Annotated in this window: 6 protein-coding genes and 1 pseudogene; 5 read left to right on the top strand and 2 right to left on the bottom strand. The window is 44.5% G+C overall.

Features of this window, described 5'->3' with window-relative positions; translation table 11 throughout:
* Positions 1 to 271, bottom strand: a pseudogene (locus V7Z60_RS09455) (IS982 family transposase); the annotation flags it as partial.
* A gap of 106 nt (positions 272 to 377) precedes the next feature.
* On the bottom strand, positions 378 to 698 hold the full coding sequence (locus V7Z60_RS09450; RefSeq protein ID WP_334117565.1) for a heavy metal-binding domain-containing protein: 321 nt from the start codon (positions 696 to 698) through the stop codon (positions 378 to 380).
* A gap of 106 nt (positions 699 to 804) precedes the next feature.
* Between V7Z60_RS09450 and V7Z60_RS09445 the strand changes: the two genes are divergently transcribed.
* The 5 genes from V7Z60_RS09445 to V7Z60_RS09425 all read left to right on the top strand — a co-directional run.
* Entirely contained in the window at positions 805 to 1,329 is a 525-nt protein-coding gene (locus V7Z60_RS09445; protein ID WP_334117564.1) for a cysteine hydrolase family protein, read from the top strand.
* A gap of 56 nt (positions 1,330 to 1,385) precedes the next feature.
* Complete coding sequence (locus tag V7Z60_RS09440; protein WP_334117563.1) at positions 1,386 to 1,931, top strand: GNAT family N-acetyltransferase; 546 nt, start codon at positions 1,386 to 1,388, stop codon at positions 1,929 to 1,931.
* 310 nt (positions 1,932 to 2,241) lie between these two features.
* The gene (locus tag V7Z60_RS09435; protein ID WP_334117562.1) at positions 2,242 to 2,496 is read left to right on the top strand and encodes a GlsB/YeaQ/YmgE family stress response membrane protein; all 255 of its coding nucleotides are present in this window, start codon (positions 2,242 to 2,244) and stop codon (positions 2,494 to 2,496) included.
* Positions 2,496 to 2,633 (top strand): hypothetical protein, encoded by a 138-nt coding sequence (locus tag V7Z60_RS09430; RefSeq protein WP_334117561.1) that lies wholly within the window; start codon positions 2,496 to 2,498, stop codon positions 2,631 to 2,633. The genes V7Z60_RS09435 and V7Z60_RS09430 overlap by 1 nt, the downstream gene beginning before the upstream one ends.
* Before the next feature lie 364 nt (positions 2,634 to 2,997).
* On the top strand, positions 2,998 to 3,290 hold a 293-nt coding region (locus tag V7Z60_RS09425), incomplete at its 3' end, for an HIT family protein (RefSeq protein WP_334117560.1).

Below are 3,290 nucleotides of genomic sequence, written 5' to 3'. Positions count from 1 at the left end.
TGAAGCGAGAATACTCCAGCAATGGCAGCGAAGGCATGACATCGTTAACCAATTGATAGAACTTTTTCCAGGCAGCAACCTGATATTGAACCTTCAAGCACATTAAAGCCAACAATGAGGCATCAGACAGCTTAGTATTTTCAACGTTTCTCCGTTTCAGGTATTTTCCTGGGACGTAACGCTTAATTAAATGACGCATCATCAGGCGACAGTGACCAAATTTAATTTGAAAATTATGGCGATTAAGCTTAGAATGAAAGTGGTTCAACATAGCTAGTGCTCCTTTTAGATTTTTACTTCATTTATGAGTCTAACTATGTTGGGCTTTTTTGTTAAATATTACGAACTAGCAATTCGCAATTCACTTTCTTAGTCTTTCAGTCCAGTTTTACCGCAGTTCCGCTGCATGTAACCATCAGCATCCCGTTGTCCGAGCCGAGGACTTCATAGTCCATCTTCACGCCGACAACCGCATCGCATCCGCGTTTTCCTGCACGGTCGGCCATTTCGTCCAGAGCCTGTTCACGGGCTTCGACAAGTTCGTCTTCGTATCCTTTGGAACGTCCGCCGAAGACATTGCGCAGGCCTGCGCCGATATCCTTGATGACGTTGATTCCGGTGATGACTTCGCCGAAGACGATGCCTTCGTATGAGCTGATTGTCCGGTTTTCAACGCCTGTCGTAGTCGTAATGATCATGATGATTCCTCCTTTGGATTTCTTCGTGTAATTATATCCTGTTTTGCGTCTGAATGGCAAAATATATGCTATAATAGGCGGATAATTCATGTGGAGTGATATTGGTATGATACTTGTAGTTATAGACTTACAAAAGCTGGTTATGAAGAACGACTTATACGATTCTGCACGTTTTGAAGATACAGTCAGGCAACTGATTTTTTCTGCACGGGAGTCGGGAACTGAAGTCGTTTATGTTCGCCATGATGATGGCGAAGACGGGGAATTGAGCAGGGGGAAGGACGGTTTTGAAATTTATGACTCTTTTAAACCGCAGTCTGGTGAAAAAATCTTCACCAAAACCGTCAACAGCATTTTCAAGGAAAGCGGCCTGCTTGAATATTTGCAGGAAAAGCAGGAAAAAGAAGTTGCTGTTGCGGGACTCATGACCGATTACTGCATTGATGCGACCGTCAAGTGCGGATTTGAACATGGCTTTTCCGTCATAGTTCCGAAGCATGCGAACACCACGATGGATAACGAATACATGACGGGCAGGCAGACATACGGGTATTACAACGACTTCATCTGGCCGGGGCGGTATGCACACTGCATTTCACCAGAAGAAACGATTGCGAGGATGAAAAAATGAAAAAAGCACTCTTGGTAGATGAAGAAAAGACTGAGAAAATGGGGGATTTGTGAATCATGATTGAAATCAGGCTAATCGGACCGGAAAACAGGGAAGACATCAATATTCCAAACGAGCCGTTCAGCATGTTCGGTAAAATAATTCCCCGCTATGAGGACGGAAAGTGGACCTGGGAGCTCAGGCGCGGCGAAGTTGAGGAAATGTGCTTCCCGGATGAGAACTATGACTACGATGACATGAAGGACAGCATCTTTCTGGGAGCATACGACGGTCAGGACTGCGTTGGTCTTGCGATTCTGCAGCCAGGCTTCTTCAAGTACATGTACTTGTATGATTTGAAGGTCAATCACAGTCATCGGCGTCAGGGCACCGGCAGGATGCTGATTGAAAAGGCAAAGCAGGTGGCATCATCCATGGGATACTGCGGGCTTTATACTCAAGGTCAGGACAACAATCCCGGTGCCTGCCTGTTTTACCTGAACACGGGATTTTACATAGGAGGTCTGGATACGAACGTTTACCGTCACACGAAACAGGAGGGAAAGGCAGACATTTTATTTTATTGCGAATGCCTGGATTCTGTTGAAGGTGATGCATACTGAAGCGGAATTTATTTTTCCGGCGGGTATTCAGGCGTGAATTCTTCATGGGAATCAATGCCAGCCCGTAAATGCATGGTCAGCGCATTTACGGGCTGGCATTTTTTGTCAGGCGTTTTTTGAGTGTATTTTCCGGTAATTGTCAACCCGAAGTATATTTAAGTTAACGCTTTTAAAAAACAATGTTTATTGTCATTTTTCATTTTGATGAGTGTTTTTATTTGAAATAGAAAGCGTTTCCATATATAATGACAGTAGGTTCCAGGAACCTGGTGTTATATGGTGAGTCAAATAAAGCAAGGAGGAATTCACTATGCATTGGTTATGGGTTTTGATTGTCGGTGCTATTATCGGTGCCATTGCAGGTGCCATTACGAGCAAAGGTCAGTCAATGGGGTGGCTCAGCAACATCATTGCCGGATTGATTGGTTCTTCGCTTGGAGAAGCACTCCTTGGGTCATGGGGACCCCAGCTTGCCGGGATGGCCATAATTCCGTCAATTATCGGCGCAGTTATATTGGTGGCACTTGTTTCATTTATTATGTCCCGCTTGAACATGGGTAGGTGATGCAGATGGTAAAAGGACTTTTACGCGTTGTTCTGATTTCAACGGCAATTGTCGGCGGCATTTTGATCGGGGGAACAGTTGTTGCCGTCAAGGGCGTTGACAGATTAGGGGACAAACTTCAGGATAAGCTTCATTGAAAAATTGTATGATAGAGGAGATATGGAGTATCCGATACGGGGAACTCTCGTCGCTGCGGCGAGAGTTTTTTTGTGCTTTTTTGGAAATGGTGCTCGCGTTGATGAAAAATGCAGAGCTCGGTTACGGGCAAAAAGCAGATTCTTGAAATCTGCCCGTAAAAGCCAGCCCCCGGTTACGGGCAAAATGCCGATTTTTGAAATCTGCCTGTAAAATTCCTGAACGCCTTGCGTCAACGTGGTTTTTTATGGCAATTGTTGTTTTTCCGTGGATTTATCTCAAAGATTTCGGTTGCCTGAAAAATATATGCTATAATAAGCGGATAGTTCGCTTTATAATAATGAATGAATAAAGGGGGAAATTTGCATGTGCCTGATTTGTGACCGGATTCAGATGATCAAGGATGACGCCAATCCCTTCCTTGTCAAGGAACTTGAGACCGGGTACGTTGTTTTGGGGGACACGCAGCGTATCGAAGGCTATACGCTTTTTTTGTGCAAAAAGCATGAAACGGAACTTTTTGATCTGGATGAAGATTTTGCGGCAAAGTTTATGAAAGAAATGATTTTTGTGGCCAAAGCCGTCAAAAATGCCTTTCGCGCGGACAAGATAAATTACGAGTGTTTAGGGCAAGGCGACGCCCATCTTCATTGGCATCT

It is taken from the genome of Ligilactobacillus sp., from assembly GCF_036846325.1.
Lineage (GTDB): Bacteria > Bacillota > Bacilli > Lactobacillales > Lactobacillaceae > Ligilactobacillus.
The sequence above is the reverse complement of the archived record's forward strand: the minus strand, read 5'-3'. Positions and strand labels throughout refer to the sequence as shown.